The organism is Nocardiopsis trehalosi NBRC 14201 (assembly GCF_001552555.1).
GTDB lineage: Bacteria > Actinomycetota > Actinomycetes > Streptosporangiales > Streptosporangiaceae > Nocardiopsis_B > Nocardiopsis_B trehalosi.
The window spans coordinates 1-24,428 of sequence record NZ_BCRK01000089.1 but is presented as its reverse complement, the minus strand read 5'-3'; the positions used below and the strand labels follow the sequence as shown (position 1 = coordinate 24,428).

The following is a 24,428-nucleotide window of genomic DNA, read 5'->3' as shown; positions in this document are numbered from 1 at the left end:
GGGCCGCTCACGTCCAGGGGTCGAGCGGCGGGGCGCCCGCCAGCGGGGCGGCCGGGCCGGGCGGCGCCGGGGCCGCGGCGGGGTCGATCCCGAGGACGGGCCGCAGCACGCGGCGGGCCGCCTCGTTGAGGCGCGGGTCGGCCATCAGCTCGTCCAGCAGCACCGGTTCGCCCTCGGCGCTGGCCAGCGGGATGCGCCAGTTGGGGTACTCGTCGCTGGTGCCGGGCTGGTTCTGCATGCGCCGGTCGCCCACCACGTCGGTCAGCGCGACCCCGACGAGCCGCGAGGGCGTGCGCGCCAGGTAGGCGTGCAGGGCCTCGACCACGCGCGCGGGGTCGGACACCGGGTCGGTCCCGGGGTCGAGCAGGCCGAGGTCGACCAGCGCCGCGCACCAGGCGGCGACCTGCGCCTCGGCGTCGGCCCGCTCCTCGGCGACGGGGCGGGTCAGCAGGCCCAGCCGGTCGCGCAGTTCCACGTGCTCGGCCGACAGGTAGGACGCCACCGGCGGCAGGTCGTGGGTGGCGACGGTGGCCAGGCAGCCGATGCGCCAGTCCTCGGGGCGGCGCGGGGCGCCGTCGCCGTCGCGCTCGAACCACAGCACCGAGGTGCCGAGGATGCCGCGCTCGGTGAGGTGGTCGCGGACCCACGGTTCGACGGTGCCGAGGTCCTCACCGATCACGGCCGCGCCGAACTCGTGGGCGGCCAGCGCGACGGCGCCGACCATGCCCTCGTGGTCGTAGCGCACGTAGGTGCCCTGGTCGGCGGTCGCGCCCTCGGGCACCCACCACAGCCGGAACAGGCCCATGACGTGGTCGATGCGCACGCCCCCGGAGTGCCGGACGGACTGGCGGAGGATCTCGCGCAGCGGGCCGTAGCCCTGCTCGGCGAGCCGGACGGGGTGCCAGGGCGGCTGCGCCCAGTCCTGGCCCTGCTGGTTGAACGCGTCGGGCGGGGCGCCCACGCTGATGCCGGTGGCCAGCGCGTCGTGGTACATCCAGGCGTCGGCGCCGCCGGGCTGCACGCCGATGGCGAGGTCGTGCACGATGCCCAGGGGCATGCCCGCGCTGCGCGCCCCGGCCTGGGCGGCGGCGAGCTGGTCGTCGACCACCCACTGCAGCCAGCGGTGGAACTCCACGCCCGGCCAGCGGCGGAGCGCCTCGGCGGCGACCGTGTGGGCGGCGACGTCGCGCAGGTCCGGCGGCCAGCCGCGGTAGTCGGTGCCGTGGTCCTCGGCGAGATGCGCCCAGGTGGCGAACTCGACCAGGGCCGCGCCCTCGCGCTCCAGGAACGCCTGGTAGGCGGCCTCGCGGGCGGGGGCGCGCGGCACCTGGAACAGCATGAGCAGGGCGGCGCGCTTGGCCTCCCACACGGCGTCGCGGTCGAGGAGGTCGGCGGTGCGGCCGCGTTCGCGCAGCGGGCGGGCGAGGCGCTGGACGGCTTCGCGCTGCGCGGGTTCCAGGCCGGCGTACTCGGGGATGTCCTCGATGCGGATGTAGAGCGGGCTGGCGTAGCGGCGGCTGACCGGCAGGTAGGGGGAGGGTTCCAGCGGCGGCACGGGCTCGGTGGCGTGCAGGGGGTTGATCAGGGTGAAGGCCGCGCCGAGGTCGCGCGCGCTCCAGTCGGCGAGTTCGGCCAGGTCGCGCAGGTCGCCCATGCCCCAGGACGCGCGGGAGCGCACGGAGTAGAGCTGGGCCATCAACCCCCACATCCGCCGATCGCCGAGCGCGGCGGCGGGGTCGAGCCGGTCGGGGACCACCATCAGCGGGGCGCGCTGGCGGACCGAGCCGTGCTCCACCAGCAGCGCGTGGACGCCCAGGGGCAGCCCGGGGCCGGGTTCGGCCCATTGGCCGTCGGCCAGCTCCACCCAGGCGCGGGCGGAGTCGGGGAGGGGCACCTGCGGCGCGCGCCCGGCGCGGGTGACCACGGCGGGCGGCAGCAGCCGCGTGGCCTGCTTCGCCCAGTGCTCGGCCAGCGCCTCCCGGGGTCGGGCGGCGTCGAGGCCGAGCGCGGCCAGGACGTGCCGCAGGGTGTCGACGGAGACGCGCTCACGGCGCCCGCGCCAGTCCTCGTAGGTCGTCGCGACGCCGTACTCCTCGGCCAGCCGGGCCAGATGCGCATCACTCACAGAAACCGATGATGCCCTACGGGCGGTCCGCGTCGGAGGAATGCCATGCGGCGGTGTCGTGAGCGTGGGGCATAATCGCAGCGGTGTTCCACTCCTACCGGCGCCTCTTCGCGGTCCCGCACGTTCCCGCTCTGCTCACCTGGTCGCTGCTCGCCCGGCTGCACATCGGCGGCCTGCCGATCGCGGTGACGTTCCTCGTCGCCGGCTGGACCGGCTCCTACGCGCTGGCGGGGCTGGTGGCGGGGGCGCTCACGGTGGGCACGGCGGTGGGCGGCCCGGTCCGGGGACGCATGGCCGACGTGCGGCCCAACGACCGCATCCTGGCGGGCTCCGCGGTGGCCTACGGCGCCGGGCTGGCCGGCCTGGCGCTGCTGCCCGCCTCGCTGTGGTGGGCGGCGCTGCCGATCGCGCTGGTCACGGGGCTGTTCCAGCCGCCGTCGGCGCAGATCGCCCGCTCGCTGTGGCCGCGCATCACCTCCGGGCCCACCCGGCAGACCATGTTCGCCGCCGAGGCCACGCTCCAGGAGCTGCTGTTCATCGTCGGCCCGCTGCTGGCGGCGGCGATCGTGGGCCTGTGGGGCGGCCGGGCGGGGGTGGCGGCGCTGGCGGTCGTCGCCTGCGCCGCGACCTTGGGATTCGCGTGGGCGCTGCGCTCGGCCGGGTACGCGCGGCCCCCGGCGCCGGAGGCGTCCGTCCCGGTGGGGCCGCGCCGGTCCCTGCTCGCCGATCGGCGCATCGCGCTGATCATCGTGATGTGCGCGCTGACCGTCGCCGGGCTCGGCGGGGTCGACCTGGTGATGGTGGCGTGGTCGCGCGAGATCGGGTCACCCGGTCTGGCCGGAGGGCTCATGGCGGTCTACGCGGCGGGGTCGGGGGTCGGCGGCCTGCTGGCGGGCGCGCGGGGCGGCGCGCCCCGGCTGTCGCTGCGGTCGTTCGGCGCCGCGCTGGGCATCGTGCCGCTGATCGTGCTGGTGCCGCCCGTGCTGCACCCGCCCACGCCCTGGCTGGTCGCGCCCGTGCTGTTCGTCGCCGGGTTGGCCATCGCGCCGACGATCGCCGCCGTCACCGAGCGGCTGGGCGAGGTCGCGCCGCCCCACCGCCGCGGCGAGGCGTACGGGTGGATGGCCACCGGGATCACCGGCGGCATCTCGGTGGCCTCACCGGTGACCGGGTGGCTGGTCGACCTGGGCGGGATCTCCGCGGGGGTGGCCGGGGCCGCGGCGTTCACGCTGGCCGCGGCGGCGGTCAGCCTGCTGATCCCCGCACCTCCGGCGGCCGCCGGTGCGCCCACGGACGGGCCGCCTCGATCTGCGCCGACAGGGACAGCAGGTCCGCCTCGCCCGCCGGACGCCCCGTCAGCATGACGCCGACGGGCCGGCCCCGGTCGGTCCAGTGCAGCGGGAGGCTGATCGAGGGCTGGCCGGTCACGTTGGCCAGCGCGGTGAACGGGGTGAACCGGTTCATCCGGTCGAAGGCGGCCGCCGGGTCGCCCGCGAAGTGGCCGACCGGCACCGGCGTGCCCGCGAGCGCCGGGGTGAGCACGGCGTCGTAGGGCTCCAGCCGGGTCAGGGCCACCCGGGCCGCCGCCTGGAGGCGCCCGGTGGCGTCGAGGTAGTCCGCGATGGAGGAGGCGCGGGCGCGTTCGCGCAGCCACCGGTTGATGGGCAGCAGCCGGTGCTCGTCGCGGGGCGGGACGGGAACGGCGACCGCCATGGCCGCCCACACCAGGGCGAAGTGGTCGGCGAACGCGGCGTCGACCGGCGGGTCGACGTCCTCCACGTCGTGGCCGAGCGCGGCGAGCAGGTCGGACGCGGCGGTGTAGGCCGCCATGGCGTCGGGGTGCACGTCGGCGCCGGGGATCGGGGAGGCGGCGTAGCGGGCGACGCGCAGCCGGCCGGGCTCGCGGCGGGCGTGGTCGAGGAAGGTGCGGCCGCCGGGGGGCGGCGGGACGGCGTGGCGGTCGCCGGGGCGGGGGCCGCTGATGGCGTCGAGCAGCAGGGCGGCGTCGGCGACGGTGCGGGCGATCGGGCCGGCCGAGGCCAGGCCGAAGTGGTCGGGGCGGTGCGGCCCCGCGGAGACCCGGCCGCGCGCGGGTTTGAGGCCGACCACCCCGCACACGGCGGCGGGGATGCGGATCGAGCCCCCGCCGTCGCTGCCGTGCGCCACCGGCGCGAGTCCGGCGGCGACGGCGGCCGCCGCTCCCCCGCTGGAGCCGCCCGCGGCGGCGGACGGGTCCCACGGGGAGCGCGCGGGCGGGGCCACGCCATTGTCGGTGTCGCAGGTGGACCCGAACTCGGAGGTGGTGGTCGTGCCGGGCAGGAGGGCGCCGGCGGCCCGCAGGAGGGCGACCACCCCGGAGTCGGCGCCGGCGACGCGGTCGGCGAAGGCGGCGGAGCCGGCGGTGTGCCGGACGCCCGCGACGGGGTCGAGGTCCTTGACGGGAACGGGGACGCCGATGAGCGGGGGCAGGTCCTCCGGCGTGTCGGCCAGCACGCGCTTCTCCGCGATCCGGGCCTGTTCGAGTGCCATTTCAGCGGTGACCGTTACAAAGGCGCCGAGTCGGGCGGCCGGGCCGTCGATACGCGCCAGGGCGTGGTCGGCGATCTCGACCGGCGAGAGTTCGCGCCGCCGGACGGCGCTCACCAGGGCGTTCGCGGTCAGGTCGTGGATCTCCGTCATGGCGGAGAGGCTAGCCGCCCGCCGGTTCTCTAGAGAAGCGCCGGGAAGGACAATCATTCCCCGTCGTGCTTGTCCGAACACGTCACATTGGCCACCGCGCGGGGGTAGGAAAGTGTGAGATTGGCCGGACTGTGTCACGCCTCGCGATGTGGTTACGCTCGGCAGCGTGGATTCGGCAACCAACGTCACCGGCGACCGGAACAAGGGGACCGCGCACCCGTCCTTCTTCGTCACCCGCGCCAAGAAGTCGGGCGCGAAGTCCGGCGGCGCGGCCCGGACCTACGGCGCGCTGCTCACCTCGGGCAGCACGCGGCGCTGGGCGCTCAGATGCGCCGTCGCGGCGGCGGTCGGCCTCGCGGCCGGTCTGCTCACCGCCGATGTGCGCATCGGCGTCACGTTCGGCCTGGGCACGGTCGTCGCGTTCACCGTGCACGCGTCCCGGCGGCAGTCGGAGGTCCCGCGCTGGCGGCGGCCCTCGGCGGCGCAGCGCCGCACCGAGGCCCAGCTCAAGGTCATGAAGCGGCTGGGCTACCGCGTGCTGCACGCGCGCGGCATCCCGGGCGGCAACGGGCAGATCGACCACTTCATCGTGGGGCGGCGCGGCGCGTTCGCCATCGACTCCGAGGCGTGGGACAAGCGCCTGCCCCTGCGCAACAAGCTCGAGAAGCTCTACCACGGGCGGTTCTCCAAGAACGAGCGCATCGACGAGGCGCTGGAGGAGGCCCGCACGGCCCAGCGGCTGATCAGCGAGGAGCTCGGCCGCGAGATCCGCGTCCGCGCGTCGCTGGCCATCTACGGCCCGGGCATGCCGTGGGACAGCCACAACCTGCGCGGCGTCGACATCATCACGGGCACCAAGGTGCGCAAGTGGCTGCGCACCGGCAAGGACCGGCTCAGCGAAGAGGAGATCGAGGCCATCTACAACGCGGCGGCGAAGGTGCTGCCGCCCCGCTACTGAACCGGTCCGCCCGCACTCCGGCCCGCCATCTCGAATACTGGACATCCGATCTTCCCCCGCGAGACACGATCCGCTCGCCACGGGGTCTACCATCGATGCAGAAGCACTGTTCGACACGCCTCCGGCGTCGATGGGAGTACACCCCATGCCCGCGCTCCGCTCTCGCACGGTCACCCACGGCAGGAACATGGCCGGTGCGCGCGCCCTCATGCGCGCGTCCGGCGTGGAACGCGAAGACTTCGGCAAGCCGATCGTCGCCGTGGCCAACAGCTTCACCCAGTTCGTGCCGGGCCACGTGCACCTCCGCGAGGTCGCCGACGTGGTCGCCGACGCGGTGCGCGAGGCCGGCGGGGTGCCCCGCGAGTTCAACACCATCGCGGTCGACGACGGCATCGCCATGGGCCACGGGGGCATGCTGTACTCGCTGCCCAGCCGCGAGCTCATCGCCGACGCCGTCGAGTACATGGTCAACGCCCACTGCGCCGACGCGCTGGTGTGCATCTCCAACTGCGACAAGATCACCCCGGGCATGCTGCTGGCCGCCATGCGGCTGAACATCCCCACCGTGTTCGTGTCGGGCGGCCCCATGGAGGCCGGCAAGGTCACCGTGGTCAACGGCACCGCAACCACGGTGCGCAAGCTCGACCTGATCGACTCCATGGTCGCGGCCGCCGACGAGAGCGTCTCGCAGGCCCAGCTCGACGAGATGGAGGAGGCCGCCTGCCCCACCTGCGGCTCCTGCTCCGGCATGTTCACCGCCAACTCGATGAACTGCCTGACCGAGGCCATCGGGCTGGCGCTGCCCGGCAACGGCACCGTCCTGGCCACCCACGTCGCCCGCCGCCGGCTCTACGAGGACGCCGGCCGGCTCGTGGTCGAGGCCGCCAACCGCTACTACGGGGACGACGACGACTCGGTGCTGCCGCTGTCGATCGCCACCCCCGCCGCCTTCGCCAACGCCATGGCGCTCGACGTCGCCATGGGCGGGTCGACCAACACCATCCTGCACCTGCTGGCGGCGGCCACCGAGGCCGGCGTGAAGTTCGGCCTGCCCGAGATCGACGAGGTGTCGCGCCGGGTGCCGTGCCTGTGCAAGGTCGCGCCGAACACCGACAAGTACCACGTCGAGGACGTCCACCGCGCCGGCGGCATCCCCGCCATCCTCGGCGAACTCGCCCGCGCCGGCCTGGTCGACACCTCGCTGCCCACCGTGCACGGCTCCACCCTCGGCGAGTACCTCGCCGTCTGGGACATCATGTCGCCCACCGCCGCCCCCGACGCCGTCGAACTGTTCCACGCGGCCCCCGGCGGGGTGCGCACCACCCGCGCCTACTCCCAGGACACCCGCTGGGACACCCTCGACACCGACCGCGCCGCCGGGTGCGTCCGCAGCGTCGAGCACGCCTACACCGCCGACGGCGGCCTGGCCGTCCTGTTCGGCAACCTCGCCCCCGACGGCGCCATCGTGAAGACGGCCGGGGTCGAGGAGGAGCTGTGGACCTTCACCGGCCCCGCGAAGGTGTTCGAGAGCCAGGAGGACGCGGTCGAGGGCATCCTCGGCAAGAAGATCGTCCCCGGTGACGTCGTGGTCATCCGCTACGAGGGCCCCAAGGGCGGCCCGGGCATGCAGGAGATGCTCTACCCGACGAGCTTCCTCAAGGGCCGCGGGCTGGGCAAGGCGTGCGCGCTCATCACCGACGGCCGGTTCTCCGGCGGCACCTCGGGCCTGTCGATCGGCCACGCCTCGCCGGAGGCCGCGGCGGGCGGCGACATCGCGCTGGTCGAGGACGGCGACACCATCGCCATCGACATCCCCAACCGCTCGCTGAACCTGGTGGTCGAGCCGGCCGTGCTGGAGGCCCGCCGCACCCGGCTGCTCGCCGAGCTGGGCGGCCGGTTCCGACCCCGCGACCGGCAGCGCCAGGTGAGCCCGGCGCTGCGCGCCTACGCCGCCATGGCGACGTCGGCGTCCACCGGCGCGGCCCGCGACGTCAGCCAGGTGGAGTAGCCCGCCGGGTCAGCCGCAGCACCCGCCGCCGCAGCACCCGCCCTGGGGCGGTGCGGCGGCGGTGCCGCCCACCGCCACGGCCGACAGCAGCTTGACGGTGTCGGTGTGGCCCTCGGGGCACTGCGCGGGGTCGGCCGACTCGGCCATGGGCCGGGACAGTTCGAACGTGGCGCCGCAGGACCGGCAGCGGTAGTCGTAGCGAGGCATGGCGACAGCATAGACGCCCGGGAGCGGGTGGGACGTGGGCCCGCTCCCGGGCGTCGACGGTGCGGTCAGGCGGCCGCCCTGGTCATGTACGGAGCCCACTGGGGGTCACCGTGCTGATCGCCGTTGATCAGCCGCCAGTGCAGCCCGCGCGGCACGGTCGGGGTGACGTTGAGCTCCCACCCCAGTTCGTCGAGCAGCCGATCCGCCTTGCGGTGGTTGCACGGCTTGCACGAGGCCACGACGTTCTCCCACACGTGCGCCCCGCCGCGGCTGCGCGGGATGACGTGGTCGATGGTCTCGGCCCGCTTGCCGCAGTAGGCGCAGCGGTGGGCGTCGCGCCGCATCAGGGCGACCCTGGTGAGCGGCACCCGCCGCCGGTAGGGCACCCGGATGTAGCGCCGGAGCCGGATCACCGACGGCACCGACAGCGCGGTGGTGGCCGAGTGCAGCACGGCGCCCGCCGCGTCGCCGTGCACCACCTCGGCCTTCTCGCGCAACACCAGCAGGATCGCCCTGCGCAGCGGAAGGGTGGTCAACGGTTCGTAGCTGGCGTTGAGCAGCAGCACGTGGCGGTGGATCGCTGTTCCGCCCTCCGCACTGCGCCCGGAGTTCATGGCGTCTCCAAGACCGTCGCACCGACCGGCCGTGTTCGCTCCCCGGTCGGCCGAACGGCCGGCCGGGGAGCCTCCTTGGTGACCGGCCGCAGCGCCGGTTCTGTTCGCGTTGCCACACGGACCTCCCGTGGGTGGTTCCCGCCGAGTTGCGTCCCGCATTCAGTTTGCGTGGTGAGGCAGGTCCGCCGCCACCCCAATTCCCCGCGCGTGTCCCCGGCGGGGAGGCCGGGGGCCGGAACGGACCGGGGTTATAGAGTTCCCCCATGCCGGAACGCCGCTACCCTGCCGCCGAACGCCAGGACGTCGTCGACACCCTGCACGGCCACGAGGTCCCCGACCCCTACCGCTGGCTGGAGGACGCCGGGTCCGCCCGGACCAAGGAGTGGTCGGCGGCGCAGGACGCGCTGTTCGCCGCGGCGGCCGCGGAGCTGCCCGGCCGCGACCGGTTCGCCGAGCAGATCACCGCGCTGATGGGCGCCGGCCAGGTGGGGGTCCCGCTGTGGCGGGGCGACCGGCACCTGGTCGTGCGGCGCACCGCCGAGCAGGAGCACGGCGTCCTGTACCTGGCCGAGCCCGGCGTGCCCGAGCGGGCGCTGGTCGACCCCGTCGCCCTGGACCCGTCCGGGGCGACCACCCTGGACGCGTGGCGCCCCGACCGGGAGGGCCGCCTCCTCGCCTACCAGGTCTCCGAGGGCGGCGACGAGGAGTCGCTGCTGCGCGTCATGGACATCGACACCGGCACGATCGTCGACGGCCCGATCGACCGGTGCCGGTACTCCCCCATCGCCTGGCTGCCCGGCGGCGAGGCGTTCTACTACGTCCGGCGGCTGCCGCCCGGCGCCGTCCCCGAGGGCGAGGAGCAGTACCACCGGCGGGTCTACCTGCACCGCGTCGGCACCCCGACCGACGAGGACGTCCTCATCTTCGGTGAGGGCCGCGACAAGACCGAGTACTACGGGGTGTCGGTCAGCCGCGACGGCCGGTGGCTGGTGCTCGACGCCACCAAGGGCACGGCCTCCCGCAACGACGTGTGGATCGCCGACCTCTCCCGCACCGGCCCCGAGGCGCCCGCCTTCCGCACCGTGCAGGAGGGCGTCGACGCCGAGGTCTCCGCGTACGTGGGCCGCGACGGCCGCCTCTACCTGGAGACCGACCGCGACGCGCCGCGCGGGCGGCTCTGCGTCGCCGACCCCGAGCACCCGGAGTACGCCGCGTGGCGGACCCTGGTCCCCGAGGACCCCGACGCGGTCTTCGAGGGCCACGCCCTGCTCGACCGCGGGCTGGACGCGCCGCTGCTGCTCGCGGTGCGGCGGCGGCACGCCATCAGCGAGATGACCGTGCACGACGCGGCCACCGGCGAGCGGCGGGGAGCCGTCGACCTGCCGGGGCTGGGCACCATCGGCACGCCGATCGAGCGGCCCGAGGGCGGGCACGAGGTGTGGTTCGGCTACACCGACACCACCACCCCGCACCAGGTGTACCGGTACGACGGCCGCACCGGCGCGACGGAGCTGTGGGCGTCGGCGCCGGGCCGGCCGGAGGTGCCGGACGTCCGCACCGAGCAGGTCGTGGCCACGTCCCGCGACGGCACCCCGGTGCGCATGCTGGTGGTGTCGCCGCCCGACGCGGACGGGCCCCGCCCGACCATCCTGTACGGCTACGGCGGCTTCTCCATCTCCATGACGCCCGGGTACTCCGCCGCCGTCCTCTCGTGGGTGCGGGCGGGCGGCGTGTACGCCGTCGCCAACCTCCGCGGCGGGCTGGAGGAGGGCGAGGAGTGGCACCGGGCGGGCATGCTCGGCGCCAAGCAGAACGTGTTCGACGACTTCGCCGGTGCGGCCGAGCACCTCATCGCGACCGGGGTGACCGCACCGGACCGGCTCGCGGCCATGGGCGGCAGCAACGGGGGGCTGCTCGTCGGCGCGGCCGTGACGCAGCGGCCGGACCTGTTCGCCGCGGCGGTGTGCTCGGCGCCACTGCTGGACATGGTGCGCTACGAGCGGTTCGGGCTGGGGCGGCTGTGGAGCGTCGAGTACGGCAGCGCCGACGACCCCGAGGCGCTGGAGTGGCTGCTGGCGTATTCGCCGTACCACAACGTGCGTGCGGGCGAACGGTACCCGGCCACCCTGTTCACCGTCTTCGACAACGACACGCGCGTCGACCCGCTGCACGCCCGCAAGCTCTGCGCGGCCCTGCAGCACGCCACGGGCGCCTCCCCGGAGGAGCGGCCGATCCTGCTCCGCCGCGAGGCCGAGGTCGGCCACAGCTCGCGCTCGGTCAGCCGGGGCGTCCGCCTCAGCGCGGACCAGCTCGCCTTCCTGGCGAAGTACACGGGGATGACGGCGCCCGCCTGACTCGGAGCGCCCCGCTGCGGTGGCGGCGCCGGGGCCGGCACGGCTCGGCCCGGACCGCCGCGCGGGCGCGCTGCCGGCGGACCGGTCGGGCCGGTCGAACGGCCCGGTCGGGCAGCCATGTCGGCGCGCGTGCCACCGCCGCCACGTGCGTACCGGCCGGTGGCAGGCGCCGAACACGCATCAGCGCGGATCGCCGGGGTACCAGGGGCAGGGGCGCCGGTACCGGCGCCGTCCGGCGGGGCCGGGGCGAGGGGGGCCGCACGGGGCGGACCACCGCCTGGGAGAATCGTCGGGTCCCGATGGCGTCGATGAACAGGGAGTTGAGCACGGTGGTGGAGACGGCGACGGAACGGACCCGTGGCGGGGCGGACGCGCCCGGGGCGCCGCACGTGCACCTGGCGCACATCCGGTTCGCCGACCTCGACCCGCTGAACCACGTGAACAACGTGCGGATGCTCACCTACCTGGAGGACGCGCGCATCTCGTTCCTGCAGTGGGACGCCGCCGACGGCGACGGGCGGCTGTTCGGCGGCCTGGTCGTGGCGCGGCACGAGGTCGACTACGTGCACCCGCTGCTGCTCCGCCGCGAGCCGGTGCGGGTCGAGACCCGCGTGACCGAGGTGCGCAACGCCAGCTTCTCGCTCGCCTACGAGATCCGCGACGACGACCGCGTCTACGTGCGGGCGCGCTCCATCCTCGTCGGCTTCGACCTGGAGACCCAGGGCGTCCGCCGCCTCACCGACCCGGAGCGCGCCTACCTCCACACCCACCTCACCCCCGACGCCTGACCACGGGCACGCCCACGCGCCGCCGCAAGGACACCCGCGCGCCGGTTCACCGACCACCGCGCGCCGGTGTGCCTCCACGGCCCGCGTCGCGGAGGCGATGATCGACGTGTACGTGTACCTCCCCGGGGCGATCCGTGCCCGACCAGGGGTGAGCGCCCGTCGGGGCGTCCGACGACGCGGAGTTCCACCGGAAGCGTCCGCCGCCCCAGGATGAACACCCCGAGGAGCCGGAACAGCACCGGCGATCCGCGCCGCGCGCGCACGACGGCCCCCTCGCGCTCGACACGGCGCCACCCCATGTCCCTGAGCGCGGCCGCGACCCTCTCGGGGAGGTGGTCCACCGGATGGGCGAGGGCGATCTCCTCGCGGACGTCATGGAGGTCGGACGTCCGGTCTCCCGTCGACGGGGACCCGCCGGGGCGGCGGACGCGGTGTGCTCCCGCCCATCGGACTCCCCGGCGCGCCGACGCCCACACACGCGGGAACGCGGCGCCCGGTCCCCCCCGGGAGGGAGGGGTAGCGGCCGCCCTGGCCCGGACGCCGCCGACCCGCTCGGGCGGCGTGGTGGCGGGGGCGAAGCGAAGCCCCACCCGCCCCCGGGGCGAGCGCCCTGAGGTGATGAGCGAGCGCACGGCCACGTCCCGGATCGGCCCCCTCGCGCCACCACCGGGGGCGGACGGCAGGCGGTCCACGTCGTCGGGTCCGGGTCCGGGGGCCGCGGACCGCAGGCACGCCGAGTGGGCGCCGACGGTATCCCCTCGGCGACGTCGGACCCGGCCAGCCGGCGCGACGGCGCAGTCGGAGCCGGAGTCGGAGTCGGAGTCGGCATCGAGCATGACGACGTCGTACGCACCCTCGCCACCGCAGAGCCGACCGCAGGACGAGCGCGACGGACACCGCGCCGGTCCCGTGGCGCCTGCCTGCCCGGCGGATCTTCATCGCGGATGGGCTCGCCTCCGCAGGAGGAATGCGGAGAACGTGGCGGTTTTCCGCTCCACGTGTGCCCTGAGCTGGGGTTTCGTGCGTCACCGGTCGTTTGCGGCGGGGCGCGGCGGATAGGCGCCACCTCGTACATCCGAACCGGGAGGGCCACGTTATGACCCAGCCACCGTCCGGACCGCCGCCCGAGGAACCGCGCGGCGGACGGCCCGATCCGCAGCAGCCGGCGGACCCGAACGCGTCGGGCGGCCCCGCCGGGCCGCCCGACGACGCGGCTGCGGACCCGTACGGCGGACCGGAGCGGCCGCAGGCCCCCGGACCGGACCCGGCCTCCCCGGACGACGCGGGGCTTCCGCGGGGTGACGCGGCCGGTCGGCCGGACGACACCGGGCTCCCGCAAGGCGACACGGCCGGTCCGCCGGACGACGCGGGGCTCCCGCAGGGAGACGCGGCCGGTCGTGGGGCCGAACGGCCGAGGCCTCGGGGGGCGCACGCGCGTCCGGAGCCGGAGGAGCCCCCGGACGCGCGGGACCCGCGCACGCCGTTCGAGTCGCCCGGCGCCGGGCCGGTCTACGGCGAGCCGAGCGCCCCGCAGGAGCCCGGCGCACATGGCGCGGGGGCGGCCCCGGAGGGCGGCCCCTCCCCCGCTGCGGGCGGGCCCTGGTACCCGGCCGACGGCCCCACGGAACCGACCGGACCGCGCGGCCCCGCCGGGCCCGGCGACCCCGGCAGCCCGGGCGGCGCCGCGGCCCCCGGCCCCGGGGTGCCACCGGGCGGCGCGGCGGGCGCCCCGGCGGGCAGCGCCGCCGGGGTCCCCGGCTCCCACCAGCCGTACGGCTCCCCCGAGGGCGCGGCGCAGCCGCCCGACCCCTACGGGATCGACCCGAACGCGGCGGCCTACGGGCCGGGCGGCATCCGGCTGGCCGAGTGGTGGCAGCGGCTGCTCGCCCGGATCATCGACGGGTTCGTGGTGCTCATCCCGGCGATCGTGCTGCTCTTCGTGGAGGTGCTGCTGACGGTTGCCCTGCTCGGCCCCCGTTCGGTCGGTGCCGCGTCGCCCTATGGCGACCGCCCCGGTGAGAGCTTCGCGGCCGACGTGATCAGCGGCCTGCTCCTGCTGGCGCTCCTCGTCGCGTACGAGGCGTGGATGCTGAGCCGGTGGGGCCGCACCGTCGGCAAGATGGCGCTCGGGCTGCGGGTGGTCCCCGTCGAGTCCCCGGGCTCGGCCGGTCCGGGGCTGCCCGGAAAGACCTCCTTCGTGCGCGCGTTCGTGTGGTGGGGGCCGAACGGGTTGGGCTGGCTGCCCGTCATCGGCGGCTACCTGTGGATCTTCCCGGTGATCAACGGCCTCTGGCCCCTGTGGGACCGCCCGTACCGGCAGTCGCTGAACGACAAGATCGCCCGCACGCTGGTGATCACCGACCGCTGACGCCCACCGTCGCGGCCGGCGGCCACGGCGCCCTCCGGGCGGGCGGCGGCCGTGCCTGCCCGCCCGTCCGCCCGTGGCACGATCGGCCTATGCCCGCCGATATCCGTGAGCACGGGGGCCGCCACTACGCCGTGCGGTTCCACTACGCCCTGCCCGACGACGCCTGGGCCGTGGAGCTGAGCGAGGCCGCACCCGTGCCCGAAGGGCGGCCCGGCGCCGGAACCCTCCTGCCCGGGCCCGCGTTCCTGGTGGCCTACGTGCCCGACGAGGACCCGCGCCGGGAGCCGACCGTCCACGTCCACGGCCACGACGAGCACGCCGTCCCGTACCCGATCATGCGCTGGTTCATGACAGGGGTGGCCGACCAGGTGGCGCGCTGCCGGACCGCCGCGCGGGACGGAGACGAGGAGGCCGGGACGCCCTGACTCCCCATGCCCCGCATCGACGCGGGGCCCGGCCACCGGCGCCCGGCCCCGAGTCCGGGGATCCGGATGGCGGCGGCCGCACCCGGTGGACGCCTGCCGTGGTCGGGCCGCACGGAGCCGGCGACGGGCGAGCGGGGGATGGACTCGGTCCGTGTCCCCCGCCTCCGCCTCTCCTGCGGTCGGCGGGGTGCCCGGCTTCTCGTGCGCGACCGAACGATCCGGACCCCCTCTCGCCGCCGGACGTCAGCCGAGGCCGGGCTCCCGGCCGGGGAAGAAGTCGGCGCTCTGGACGTACGCCATGGCCTTGGTGAACTCCGGGTCGCCGAGGCGGCTTTCCATCTCCTGCGGGCTCAGGTCCTCCACGCGGGTCTGGATCCAGTACAGGTTGCCCAGCGGGTCGCGTACCCGCCCGACCCGGTCTCCGAAGAACAGGTGGGTGACCTCGGTGACCGAGGTGCCGCCGGCCGCAACGGCCCGGCGGTGCACGGCATCGGCGTCCTCGACGTAGAGGCGGAGGAAGCCGGGGGTCGCCGGCCACTCCGGCCGCGCGTCGAACATCATCACCACGGAGTCGCCGATCCGTACCTCGGCGTGCTCGACGGCCCCGTCCTCGCCCGCGAGGCAGGCGAGCTCCTCCGCGCCGAAGGCCCTCTTCAGGTAGTCGATGAGCCGCACCGTGTCGCGCGAGATGATCCATGGCGTCACGGTGCTGTAGCCCTGGGGAACCGGTTTGACGGACATCTGACTGCCTCCTGGGGGTGCGATCTCCTCAATGCGGTGGCGACGCTAACCCTCATCTAGGTCGGTCGCGGTCCTCGATGGCACCGACCGAAAGGCCCCAACGGGCGAACCCGCTGGGTCTGGGTCCTGAGCGTCTCGGCTCCATCGGGGGTCCGGGGCGGACCGGCGGGGTGGGCGGTCGTTAGCCTAAGGCGATGGGCGTGCGGAATCGTTGGATCATCCTGTCTATCGCGATCGTCGCGCAGATCGCCAGTGTGGCCGCGTTGTTCGGTGTCGCCTTCGTCCTCCCCGAACTCCAGGACACCTACGGACTGAACGTCGCGCAGGCGGGGACCCTCGCCGGACTGCCGAGCCTCGGGCTGCTGCTGACACTGCTCGTCTGGGGCGTCGTCATCGACCGCTGGGGCGAGCGGTTCACCATGGCGCTGAGCCTGGTGCTGACCGCCGGGTTCCTCGCCCTGCTGGGCACGGTCGACTCGGCCACCGGCGCAGCCACCGTGCTGGCGCTCGTCGGGGCGGCGGGCGGGCCGGTGAACGCGGCCAGCGGCCGGCTGGTGCTCGACCGCTTCCACGCCCGCGAACGCGGCCTGGCCATGGGCATCCGGCAGGCGGCGCAACCGCTCGGCGTGGGGGCGTCCGCGGCGATCCTGCCCGTGGCCGCCGGGCAGTGGGGGTTCGCGGGCGCCATGCTGGTCCCCGCCCTACTCGCGGTGGTGACCACCCCGTTGGTGCTGCTCATCGCCTCACCCGGCCGGACCGCCCGGCACCCCCGTACGGTCGAGACCGACGGCGCCGCATCGGGGACCGGACCGGCCGCGGGCGGCGGGGAGCCGGCGCACGCGGACCTGCGGACGGCGACCGCCCCCGAGAGCACGGGTGGAGCGGACGCCGACCGCCCCGGGGTGGACCGGGACGTCGAGCCGGAAGGCACCGCCTCCTCCGGACGGCCCCTCGGCGATGCCGACCCCGACGACACCGGGGCTCCCGGGCGTGCCGCGCCCGCGCGCGGCGGTTCTGGGGACACCGCTCCCGTGGCCGGTGGTGACAGCGGTGGGATCACGGCGCCGGTGCGGGGCGGGTCGCCCTACCGGCACGGGGCCATCTGGCGGGTACACGCCATCAGCATGCTGCTGGGGGTGCCGCAGTTCGCGGTCATGACCTACGCGCTGGTGTACCTCGTGCAGGAGCACGGGTGGACGGCGTCCGCCGCGGGGGCGGCGATCGCCGCCACCCAGGTGCCCGGTGCGCTGAGCCGGCTGCTCGCGGGCGTGTGGTCGGACCGGGTGGGGAGCAGGCTGGGGCCCGTGCGGGTGATCGCGGCCGTGTCGGGTGGAGCGCTGCTGCTCCTGGCGGCCGCGCCCGCGGTCCTTCCCGGGGCCGCCGTGCCGCTGCTGCTGGCCTGCCTGGTGCTGTCGATGAGCCACAACGGGCTGACGTTCACGGCGGTGGCCGAGACCGCCGGCCTGGCCTGGGCGGGGCGGGCCATGGCGGCCCAGAACTCGCTCCAGGCGGTCAGCACCACGCTCACCCCCGTGCTCATGGCCGGGGTGATCCACTGGCAGGGGCTCGGCGCGGTGTACGGCGTGGCGGCGGTGTTCTGCGCGGCGGCGGTCGCCGCGGTGCCCCGGCGGGCCCCGGGCGGCACCGCGCGCGCCTGACCACCGCGCTCGCCGCCCGCACGTGCGTCGACCTGCTCCTGGCCGATCCGCTCATGACGGAACCGCACGCCTGACCGCCGCGCTTCGACCACACGGGCGCCGGCCGGCTCGTGGTGGCGCCGCGCGCGACCGGCCGCCGGCGGCTACTTCAACGAGATGGTGATGGGCGGGTCGTCACCGTCGTCGCCGGACGCGGTGTCGCCCGTGGCGACGGTGATGGAGGTGGGGTCGGCCACGGCGGGTTCGGGGGCGTCCTCGGCGACGTTCACCATGCTGTGCGCCGCGTAGACCATGTACTCCCACAGCCGGCGCTCGAACTCGGCGGGGAGTTCGAGGTCGTCGACGGCGGCGCGCATGTGCGCCAGCCAGTGGTCGCGCTCGCGGGCGCCGACGCGGAACGGGACGTGGCGCATGCGCAGCCGGGGGTGGCCGCGCCGATCGCTGTAGGTGCGGGGGCCGCCCCAGTACTGGATGAGGAACAGGCGCAGGCGCTCCTCGGCGGGGCCGAGGTCCTCTTCGGGGTACATGGGGCGCAGGACGGGATCGGCGGCGACGCCCTCGTAGAAGCGGCGGACGAGGCGGACGAACGTGTCCTCGCCGCCGACGGCGTCGTAGAACGTCACGGGGTCTTCGCGCGGTTCACTCATGATCGCCTGCCAGCCTATGTGGTGACCGCCGCGCGGGAAAGCCCGCCCCGGCGGGGCCCGCCGCCGCCGGGGGCGCGGTGCGCCCCCGGCGGACGGGGTCAGTCGCGGGTGAGCTTGCGGTGGGTGACCGCGTGCGGGCGCGCGGCCTCGGCGCCCAGCCGCTCGATCTTGTTCTTCTCGTACGAGGCGAAGTTGCCCTCGAACCAGAACCAGTTGGCGCCGCCCTCCCACGCGAGGATGTGCGTGGCGACCCGGTCCAGGAACCACCGGTCGTGGCTGGTGATCACGGCGCAGCCGGGGAAGTCCAGCAGCGCGTTCTCCAGCGAGCCGAGGGTGTCGACGTCGAGGTCGTTGGTGGGCTCGTCGAGCAGCAGCAGGTTGCCGCCCTGCTTGAGGGTGAGCGCGAGGTTGACCCGGTTGCGCTCGCCGCCCGACAGGACGCCCGCCGACTTCTGCTGGTCGGAGCCCTTGAACCCGAACGCGGCGACGTAGGCGCGGCTGGGGATCTCGACGTTGCCGACCCGGATGAAGGTCTCGCCGTCGGAGATGGCCTCCCAGACGTTCTTCTTGTCGTCGATGCGGCCGCGGTACTGGTCGACGTAGGAGATCTTCACGGTGTCGCCCACCGCGATGGAGCCGGAGTCGGGCTTCTCCTCACCGACGATCATCTTGAACAGCGTGGTCTTGCCGACGCCGTTGGGGCCGATGACACCGACGATGCCGTTGGGCGGCAGCTGGAAGCTCAGGTTCTCGATGAGGAGGCGGTCGTCGAACCCCTTGGACAGGTTCTTGACCTCGACCACGCTGGTGCCCAGACGCGGGCCCGGCGGGATCTGGATCTCCTCGAAGTCGAGCTTGCGGGTCTTGTCGGCCTCGGCCGCCATCTCCTCGTAGCGCTGGAGGCGGGCACGGCTCTTGGTCTGGCGCGCCTTGGCGTTGGAGCGGACCCATTCGAGTTCGTCCTGGAGCCGCTTGCGCCGCTTGGCGTCCTTCTGCCCCTCGACCTTCAGCCGGGACGCCTTGGTGTCGAGGTAGGTGGTGTAGTTGCCCTCGTAGGGGTACAGCTTGCCCCGGTCGAGCTCCAGGATCCACGTGGCGACGTTGTCGAGGAAGTACCGGTCGTGGGTGATCGCGATGATCGTGCCGGGGTAGTTCTCGAGGTGCTGCTCCAGCCACTGCACGCTCTCGGCGTCGAGGTGGTTGGTGGGCTCGTCGAGCAGCAGCAGGTCGGGCTGCTCCAGCAGGAGCTTGCACAGCGCCACGCGGCGCTTCTCGCCACCGGAGAGCACGGACACGTCGGAGTCCGGCGGGGGGCAGCGCAAGGCGTCCATGGCCTGGGCGAGCTGGCTGTCGAGGTCCCAGGCGTTGCGGTGGTCGAGCTGCTCCTGGAGCTTGCCCATCTCCTCCAGCAGCTCGTCGGAGTAGTCGGTGGCCATCTTCTCGGCGATCTCGTTGAAGCGGTCGAGCATCGCCTTGGTCTCGGCCACCCCGTCCTCGACGTTCTGCAGGACGGTCTTGTCGGGGTCGAGCCGCGGCTCCTGGGAGAGCAGGCCGACCGTGAACCCGGGCATGAGCCGGGCCTCTCCGTTGGACGGCTGCTCGGTGCCGGCCATGAGCTTCAACAGCGTGGACTTACCCGCGCCGTTCGGCCCGACGACACCGATCTTCGCCCCGGGCAGGAACTGGCCCGAGACGTTGTCCAGCACGACCTTGTCACCGTGCGCCTTACGCACGTTTCGCAAGCTGTAGATATACTCCGGCATGCCTTCCAGCCTAGGGCGTCGGGGCCGGTGCCCGGGCCGGTACCCGGGTGCGGCGCCGGCCCGATCCGCCGCCGGCCCGACCGGGGCGAGCCGGTGGCGCGGGAACGGCTCCCACGACAGTCCGCAGCGCACCGCGCGGCGCACCAGCCCCGCCATGGAGTAGCCGGGCGCGTCGCGCTCGACCCGGTCGAGCGCCGCCTCGGCCAGGGCGAGGTCGCCGACCGCCCACGCCGCCACCGCCAGCAGCGACCCCGGCGCCGCCGCGTACGCGGGGCCCACGCACCGCAGGACGTGCCGCCACAGCGCGATGTGGGCGGGCGCGGTCCGGGCGCCGATGCGGGCCCACGCCTCGTCGCGGACCCGGACGCACCCCAGGAGCACGGCGAGCCACGCGATGTGCCCGGGGTCGTCGGGCAGCCGGCCGCGCGCCGCCGCGTCGGCGGCCGCGCCGACCACCCTCACCCCCTCGGCCCGGAAGGCGGGGCCGTAGGGGTCGCCCGCCGTGCGGGTGCGGGCCCGCAGCAGCCGGCCGCGGAGTTCGGCCCGGGGGGCGGCGCGGCCGACCCGGGAGCGCAGCACCGGGTGGGGGTCGTCGACGAACGCCCGGACCCGCGCGCGGTCGGGCCACGCGCTGAGCCCGTGGGCGACCGCCGCCGCGGCGACCGGCGACGCGCCGGCCCGCACGGGCGTCCCCTCGGCCGGGCAGCAGTCGGCCGCCCCGCACAGGTAGGACCAGTAGCGGCCGTCGGTGACGCGCAGCGCCTCGGCGACCGGGACACCCTCGGCCCGGCCCGCGGCGCGCAGCGTGTCGACGGCGGGGGTGACCGCCGGCGCGGGGCCGTAGCCCACCACGAGCATGGCCGCGCAGCCCTCGCCGCGCAGGTGGGCGGCCGCCCGGGCGGCGGCCTCGGGATCGGGTGGCGGACCGAGGTCGCGCCGCAGCAGGACGTGCACGCGGCGGGAGGGGCCGTGCAGGCCCAGGACCACGAGCTGGTCGGCGGGGTGGTGGCCGAGGAGGAAGGGCACGGCCGCGAGGAGGTCGGCGGGGGTGCGCAGGCTCAGCCGGGGCAGGACGGCGGAGGGCGGGGCGGGGTCCGGGGCCGGGGAACCGAAGGTGTCCATACGAACACGTTGGGTGATCGTGACCGGTCGCGGCAAGCCGGATCCGGCGCCTGTGGACAACCGGATCAGTCGTGGGCGGGGGCGGCGCGCTCGCCGATGCCGCCGTCGGCGAGGCGGCCGGGGGGCTCGGGTTCGGCGCCCCTCGGGCGCAGGGCCGCCCGGGTGACGGGCAGGCAGACCCGGTTGCGCCCGGCACCCTTGGCGCGGTAGAGGGCGAGGTCGGCCGCCGCGAGGAGGTCGACGAGGTCGTCGCCGTGCACGCCCGAGACGGCCACCCCGATGGACACGGTGATGGTGACGGCGGTGTCGCCCGCCCGCAGCACCATGCGGCCGACGCGCATGCGCAGGCGCTCGGCGGCGCGGCACGCCTCGGCCATGTCGGCCCCCGGCAGCAGCGCCACGAACTCCTCGCCGCCGAACCGCCCGATGACGTCGGACTGGCGGAGCTGGTGGGTGAGCGTCGTGGCCACCCCGAGCAGCACGTGGTCGCCGAACAGGTGGCCGTGGGTGTCGTTGACGCCCTTGAAGTGGTCGATGTCGATGATGAGCACGGCGGCGGGCCCGCGCCCCTGCCGGGCCCGGGCGAGTTCGGCGCCCGCCGCGGACTCCCAGGCCGCCGCGTTGAGCAGGCCGGTCTTGGGGTCGGTGCGGGCCGCGGTCTGCAACTGCTGGAAGAGCAGGCTGCGCTGGAGCAGCAGCACCGGCGGGAGGGTGATGAGCAGCAGCGCCACCGACACCCCGGTGAGGATGGCGATGCACAGCCCCACGCACAGTTCGGCCATGTCGACGGTGACGGCCTCGCGGTCGAGCATGATGCGCTTCCACGTGGGCTCCGACGCGCTGAGCCGCACCGCGATGGCGACCACACCGGTGTTGACGACGGTGAACAGGGCGCAGCACAGCAGGGCGAGGAACGCGCCGGGCGCGGTGACCAGGGCGCGTTCGGCCACGGCGGAGGGCATCCCCGCCGCCCCGGAGAGCCCGCCCGCGAGCACCGCGTGGTACAGCTGCGAGCAGGCGAACCCGGACAGCGCGACCGACGCCGCGTTGAACACCCGCCGGTGGACCACCGTGCGCCGGATGCGGTACTGCAGCAGCAGGTAGATCGGGATGGGGATGAACAGCGAGTAGACCGGCGGCAGGAGCAGGAGGGTGGGGAACCACCACGCCCCCAGCAGGTCGCGGGTGAGCCCGGCGGGCGTGCCCAGCCGGCGCATGGCCTCGACCGAGACGGCGGCACAGGCCACCAGGGCGGCGAACACGGCGAACTCGTACGGCCGCAGCGGGGTGAAGGGCAGCGACACGGCGCCGAGCGCGATCGGGGCGGTGAGGACCAGCGCCATGAAGCACCCCAGAGGGCGCGGCAGCGCGAAGACCGGCCACTCGCGCACACCGGCGACGCTCAGGCCCCAGGGCCCCGGCCCGGTCCGCTCCGCTACCGCCACGTGCCCCCCTCGCCCACCGGCCGCGGCAAGTCCGCACCCGGAGCCCCGACTTTGAACTACAGTCGGTGATACTTTAGTCGCTGATTGTACAAGGGTGAGAGTGAACCGTTACATTGGGGAGTGCTGTGGCCCGGTCCGGCCGCCCGCGACCTGCGGGACCGGGGGGTGAGACGGCCGGGGACGGGCGGTGAGCACAACTGTCGTCCACGGAGGGGGAGGGACCATCGTGTCCTCTGGTGTGCAGTGGGTCTAGGTCCGGTCCGCCGGGTCCGCGCGTGAGCGCCGCTTCCGGGCGCACCGCGGCCGGAGTCCGCGGACGACGGCGGGCGGGCGCCCCAAACGCGTTCCGCCCGCCGCCCGATCCCTCCGCCCGACCCGCTCCCGCGGGCCCCGCTAGCCCTTGGCCGCCGCCAAGGCCTCGCTGTACTCGTGGTAGCGCCGCAGCTCCCGCTCGACGGGCGCCAGCACCCGCTCCTCGGCGAGGGCGCGCACCTTCTCCGCGCTGTCCAGCTCCACGCGTTCGCGCCGCTGCGCCGCCGCCACCGACACCAGGTTCCGGCAGCCCACCCCGGTGAGCCAGCCCACCACGGGCGCGGCGGCCACCACGGCGCCGGCCAGGGCCAGGAACACCGGGTCGTCCAGCGCGGCGACCCCGGTGGCCCCGCCCATCAGCCAGCTGGTCAGGATCGTGCCGAACCAGGCGAGCCCGGCCACGCCCAGCACCACGAGCACGTGCTGCACCGCGCCCACCGTCCGCCACCAGCCGGGGGTGTCATCAGGATCGGGCACGGTCCCGGCGATCGCCGCACCGATGTCGGTGGGCAGGTCGGCGGTGCCGGCGCGGGCCGCCGCCCGCACGCGGCGCGGCCACGGGGCGGGCAGCGATCCCGACACGTGCTCGGCGACCTCGGCGGCCGCCTTCTCGACCTCGGCGCGCTGGGCCTCGACGGGGCCGGTGACCCCGGCTCCGCCGCCGCGCAGGAAGTCGAGCCGGGCCGCGCGCAGCGGGTCGCGGCGGAGCCTGCCGGCCCAGCGGGCGAGCGGCCACCCCACCCGTCGGCTGCCCCGCTGCTCGTAGGCGGTCTCGGCGCTGTCGGCGATGGCGGACGCCCCGCCGGCCTCCAGGAAGTCGGCGACCAGGCGCTGGCGCACGTCGGCGGGGACGGCGATCTCGGCGCCGTCGTCGCCGTGGTAGCGCTCGAAGGAGCCGACCACGCGCCCGAGGTCGGCCACCAGCCGGTCGATCATCGCCCGCCGCTCGGTGACGGTCTCGACCAGCAGCTCGCGCAGGTCGCGGATGCCGCGGCCGGTGAGCGCCGAGGTGGTGAGCACCCGCGGCTGCACGCCGGACTCGGTCTCCAGCAGCCGGCGCAGGTCGGTGAGCAGCTCCTCCAGCTCCTCGGGTTCGACCCGGTCGACCTGGTTGAGCACGGCCACGGTGACCGCCCCGTACCCCGACATCTCGGCGAGGTAGCGGTGGTGGACGGCGGCGTCGGCGTACTTCTGCGGGTCGAGCACCCACACGAGCAGGTCGGCGGAGCCGATCATGCGGTCGGCCTCGGCGGTGTGCACGGCCCGGACGGAGTCGTGGTCGGGCAGGTCCAGCAGGATCAGCCCGGACAGCTCGCTGCCGCCCTTGTCGAGTTCGCTGGTGCGGGAGTGCCGGTTGCGCCGGGGGACGCCGAGCCAGCCGAGCAGGCCCTCGGCGCCCTCGTTGCCCCACACGCAGGCGTGCGCCGCCGAGGTGGTGGGGCGGGTGATGCCGACCCGGGAGAAGTCGAGCCCGCACAAGGCGTTGAACAGGGAGGACTTGCCGCTGCCGGTGCCGCCCGCGAGGGCGACCACGGTGTGCTCGCCGGACAGCCGGAGCCGGGCGCCCGCGTGGTCGAGCAGGTGGCGGGCGCGGGAGATGTCCTCGGGGTCGAAGTCGTCGCGGCCCAGGGACACCACCGTGGCCAGGCCGTCGAGCCGGGCGATCAGCTGCTCGCGGCTGATCGCCGGCATCGGCTGCCAGAACTCGCGGGTGATCGGCCGGTACTCGTCGTCCTCGTCGTCGACCGTGTCGACGGCGGACGGCACGGGGGCGTCGTCGGGCTCGGCCTCGTGGCGGGACGCGTCGCCGCCGGGGGCCTCGGGCGCGTCCGCCGCGTCCGCAGCGGCGGCGGGACCGGCGGGGTCCGTCGCAGGGGCGGCCGGAGCGGGGGCGGGTGCGCCGCGCTCCGCTGTGCCGCCGCCGTCCTCGGCGTGGACGGGCGCGGGGTCGGCGCCGACCGGGCGGTCGTCCGCGCGGTCCTCGGCACGGTCCTCGGGGTCGTCCTCGGCACCGTCGGCGGCGCCGGGCTCGGTGACGATCGGCAGGGGGCCGGTGCGCCGGCCCGCGATCATCGCGGTCTCCTCGGCGTCGGCCAGGCTGCCGACCCACGCGGCGAGTTCGTCGTCCTCGTCGGGCTCGCCCGGGCGGCGCGCCGGGAGCGCGGCCGCGCGGCGCGGGGCCGCGTGCCGGCCGTGGGAGGCGGGGCGGGCGGG

General features: G+C 75.3%; 17 protein-coding genes. 8 read left to right on the top strand and 9 right to left on the bottom strand.

The genetic code is table 11. The features are described from left to right. Window positions 1-7: 7 nt before the first annotated feature. Window positions 8-2,125, bottom strand: a complete 2,118-nt coding sequence (malQ, locus tag NT8_RS16430) for a 4-alpha-glucanotransferase (protein ID WP_084469009.1) — start codon at window positions 2,123-2,125, stop codon at window positions 8-10. An 83-nt stretch (window positions 2,126-2,208) separates the two neighbouring features. On the opposite strand from malQ, the gene NT8_RS28720 reads away from it, so the two are divergent. Then, on the top strand, window positions 2,209-3,489 hold the full coding sequence (locus NT8_RS28720; RefSeq protein WP_157515855.1) for an MFS transporter: 1,281 nt from the start codon (window positions 2,209-2,211) through the stop codon (window positions 3,487-3,489). Here the strand turns inward: NT8_RS28720 and NT8_RS16425 are convergent. Beyond that, window positions 3,371-4,804, bottom strand: coding sequence for an amidase (locus tag NT8_RS16425; protein WP_067970313.1), 1,434 nt, complete (start codon window positions 4,802-4,804; stop codon window positions 3,371-3,373). The two genes, NT8_RS28720 and NT8_RS16425, sit on opposite strands and share 119 nt — an antisense overlap. A 166-nt stretch (window positions 4,805-4,970) precedes the next feature. Between NT8_RS16425 and NT8_RS16420 the strand changes: the two genes are divergently transcribed. After that, the gene (locus NT8_RS16420) at window positions 4,971-5,762 is read left to right on the top strand and encodes a nuclease-related domain-containing protein (protein ID WP_067970312.1); all 792 of its coding nucleotides are present in this window, start codon (window positions 4,971-4,973) and stop codon (window positions 5,760-5,762) included. A 145-nt stretch (window positions 5,763-5,907) separates the two neighbouring features. Further along, window positions 5,908-7,770 carry a dihydroxy-acid dehydratase gene (ilvD, locus tag NT8_RS16415; RefSeq protein ID WP_084469007.1) on the top strand — a complete coding sequence of 621 codons (1,863 nt, stop codon included), beginning with the start codon at window positions 5,908-5,910 and terminating at the stop codon, window positions 7,768-7,770. Window positions 7,771-7,779: 9 nt separating this feature from the next. On the opposite strand, the gene NT8_RS16410 is transcribed toward ilvD, so the two are convergent. Together NT8_RS16410 and NT8_RS16405 are read right to left on the bottom strand one after the other, a co-directional pair. Then, the gene (locus NT8_RS16410) at window positions 7,780-7,977 is read right to left on the bottom strand and encodes an FmdB family zinc ribbon protein (protein ID WP_067970309.1); all 198 of its coding nucleotides are present in this window, start codon (window positions 7,975-7,977) and stop codon (window positions 7,780-7,782) included. A 65-nt stretch (window positions 7,978-8,042) separates the two neighbouring features. Continuing rightward, window positions 8,043-8,543 (bottom strand): HNH endonuclease, encoded by a 501-nt coding sequence (locus NT8_RS16405; protein ID WP_067970306.1) that lies wholly within the window; start codon window positions 8,541-8,543, stop codon window positions 8,043-8,045. A gap of 311 nt (window positions 8,544-8,854) precedes the next feature. Here NT8_RS16405 and NT8_RS16400 point away from each other — a divergent pair, with 311 nt between their 5' ends. From NT8_RS16400 to NT8_RS16385, 4 genes are all read left to right on the top strand, one after another. After that, window positions 8,855-10,945 carry a prolyl oligopeptidase family serine peptidase gene (locus NT8_RS16400; protein ID WP_067970302.1) on the top strand — a complete coding sequence of 697 codons (2,091 nt, stop codon included), beginning with the start codon at window positions 8,855-8,857 and terminating at the stop codon, window positions 10,943-10,945. 308 nt (window positions 10,946-11,253) lie between these two features. After that, complete coding sequence (locus tag NT8_RS16395; RefSeq protein ID WP_084469011.1) at window positions 11,254-11,733, top strand: acyl-CoA thioesterase; 480 nt, start codon at window positions 11,254-11,256, stop codon at window positions 11,731-11,733. Window positions 11,734-13,435: 1,702 nt separating this feature from the next. Next, window positions 13,436-14,101 (top strand): RDD family protein, encoded by a 666-nt coding sequence (locus NT8_RS29390; protein WP_157515854.1) that lies wholly within the window; start codon window positions 13,436-13,438, stop codon window positions 14,099-14,101. 89 nt (window positions 14,102-14,190) lie between these two features. Further along, window positions 14,191-14,526, top strand: coding sequence for a hypothetical protein (locus NT8_RS16385; RefSeq protein ID WP_067970296.1), 336 nt, complete (start codon window positions 14,191-14,193; stop codon window positions 14,524-14,526). A 243-nt stretch (window positions 14,527-14,769) separates the two neighbouring features. Here the strand turns inward: NT8_RS16385 and NT8_RS16380 are convergent, their stop codons facing one another. Further along, window positions 14,770-15,267 (bottom strand): VOC family protein, encoded by a 498-nt coding sequence (locus NT8_RS16380; RefSeq protein WP_067970293.1) that lies wholly within the window; start codon window positions 15,265-15,267, stop codon window positions 14,770-14,772. 194 nt (window positions 15,268-15,461) lie between these two features. On the opposite strand from NT8_RS16380, the gene NT8_RS16375 reads away from it, so the two are divergent. After that, a complete protein-coding gene (locus NT8_RS16375) occupies window positions 15,462-16,925 on the top strand; it encodes an MFS transporter (RefSeq protein ID WP_084469006.1) in 1,464 nt (487 codons plus the stop codon). Between the two features lie 143 nt (window positions 16,926-17,068). Here NT8_RS16375 and NT8_RS16370 read toward each other — a convergent pair whose 3' ends face one another. The 4 genes from NT8_RS16370 to NT8_RS16355 all read right to left on the bottom strand — a co-directional run. Continuing rightward, the gene (locus NT8_RS16370; protein ID WP_174549580.1) at window positions 17,069-17,572 is read right to left on the bottom strand and encodes a globin; all 504 of its coding nucleotides are present in this window, start codon (window positions 17,570-17,572) and stop codon (window positions 17,069-17,071) included. 98 nt (window positions 17,573-17,670) lie between these two features. Continuing rightward, window positions 17,671-20,457: an energy-dependent translational throttle protein EttA gene (gene ettA, locus NT8_RS31580; protein ID WP_084469005.1), complete on the bottom strand. Its 2,787-nt coding sequence runs from the start codon at window positions 20,455-20,457 to the stop codon at window positions 17,671-17,673. A gap of 65 nt (window positions 20,458-20,522) precedes the next feature. After that, a complete protein-coding gene (locus tag NT8_RS16360) occupies window positions 20,523-21,902 on the bottom strand; it encodes a sensor domain-containing diguanylate cyclase (protein WP_067970286.1) in 1,380 nt (459 codons plus the stop codon). Between the two features lie 393 nt (window positions 21,903-22,295). Then, a partial coding sequence (locus NT8_RS16355; RefSeq protein ID WP_067970283.1) for a YfjP family GTPase occupies window positions 22,296-24,428 on the bottom strand: 2,133 nt, incomplete at its 5' end.

Coding starts and splice junctions, on each gene's coding strand:
- NT8_RS16425 (WP_067970313.1), bottom strand. CDS start 4,804: ATGACGGAGATCCACGACCTGACCGCGAACGCCCTGGTGAGCGCCGTC.
- ilvD (WP_084469007.1), top strand. CDS start 5,908: ATGCCCGCGCTCCGCTCTCGCACGGTCACCCACGGCAGGAACATGGCC.
- NT8_RS16410 (WP_067970309.1), bottom strand. CDS start 7,977: ATGCCTCGCTACGACTACCGCTGCCGGTCCTGCGGCGCCACGTTCGAA.
- NT8_RS16400 (WP_067970302.1), top strand. CDS start 8,855: ATGCCGGAACGCCGCTACCCTGCCGCCGAACGCCAGGACGTCGTCGAC.
- NT8_RS16395 (WP_084469011.1), top strand. CDS start 11,254: ATGAACAGGGAGTTGAGCACGGTGGTGGAGACGGCGACGGAACGGACC.
- NT8_RS16385 (WP_067970296.1), top strand. CDS start 14,191: ATGCCCGCCGATATCCGTGAGCACGGGGGCCGCCACTACGCCGTGCGG.
- NT8_RS16380 (WP_067970293.1), bottom strand. CDS start 15,267: ATGTCCGTCAAACCGGTTCCCCAGGGCTACAGCACCGTGACGCCATGG.
- NT8_RS16375 (WP_084469006.1), top strand. CDS start 15,462: ATGGGCGTGCGGAATCGTTGGATCATCCTGTCTATCGCGATCGTCGCG.
- NT8_RS16370 (WP_174549580.1), bottom strand. CDS start 17,572: ATGAGTGAACCGCGCGAAGACCCCGTGACGTTCTACGACGCCGTCGGC.
- ettA (WP_084469005.1), bottom strand. CDS start 20,457: ATGGACACCTTCGGTTCCCCGGCCCCGGACCCCGCCCCGCCCTCCGCC.